Annotated in this window: 1 protein-coding gene; it reads left to right on the top strand. The window is 66.5% G+C overall.

The window, feature by feature from the left end:
- Positions 1-46: 46 nt before the first annotated feature.
- Positions 47-740: response regulator (locus GVL52_RS27965; RefSeq protein WP_160012659.1), on the top strand; the 694-nt coding region annotated here is incomplete at its 3' end.

Below are 740 nucleotides of genomic sequence, written 5' to 3'. Positions count from 1 at the left end.
ATGAACCGAGGCATCACCCGCACGCAGCCCGCGAGGATGTCGTCGGATGAAGACCATCCTCATCGTCGAAGACGTCGCGCTCAACCGCGATCTGCTGATGCAGCTCCTGGAGGACGACTACGCGCTGGTGATGGCGGTCGACGGCGCCGCCGGCGTCGCGATGGCGGCGAGCCACACCCCGGACCTGATCCTGATGGACGTGGTCATGCCCGGCCAGAACGGTTTCCAGCTCACGCGCGCCATCAGCCGCGATCCGCAGTACGCCGACGTGCCGATCATCATGTGCACGAGCAAGAACCAGGAGACCGACCGGGTGTGGGGCATGCGCCAGGGAGCGCGCGGCTACATCACCAAGCCGGTGGACCCCGCCGAGCTGCAGGCCAAGATCGACGCGCTCATCTCGGAAAATCCGCGGCTGAAGGAGTTCAAATCCCAGATCCGCATCGACGTGACGCCCGACGGGCTGCAGATCCAGATCGTGGACGACCAGAACCGGCCGATGTTCGACAGCGGCAGTGCGTTGGTAAAACCCTACATGCGCGACATTCTTCGGGAAATCGGCGCGGCCCTCGGCGGGGTGGAAAACCGCATCAGCCTGGCCGGCCACACCGACGCCGCCCCCTATGGCAACGGCGACCGCGGCTACAGCAACTGGGAGCTGTCGGCCGACCGTGCCAACGCATCCCGGCGCGAACTGGTCGCCGCCGGCATGCCGGACGCCAAGCTGGGCCGTGTGGTAG

It is taken from the genome of Rhizobium sp. 18055 (assembly GCF_902706285.1).
Classification (GTDB): domain Bacteria; phylum Pseudomonadota; class Alphaproteobacteria; order Rhizobiales; family Rhizobiaceae; genus Rhizobium.
Note: the sequence above shows the minus strand (reverse complement) of the source record. Positions and strands in the feature narration are given on the sequence as shown.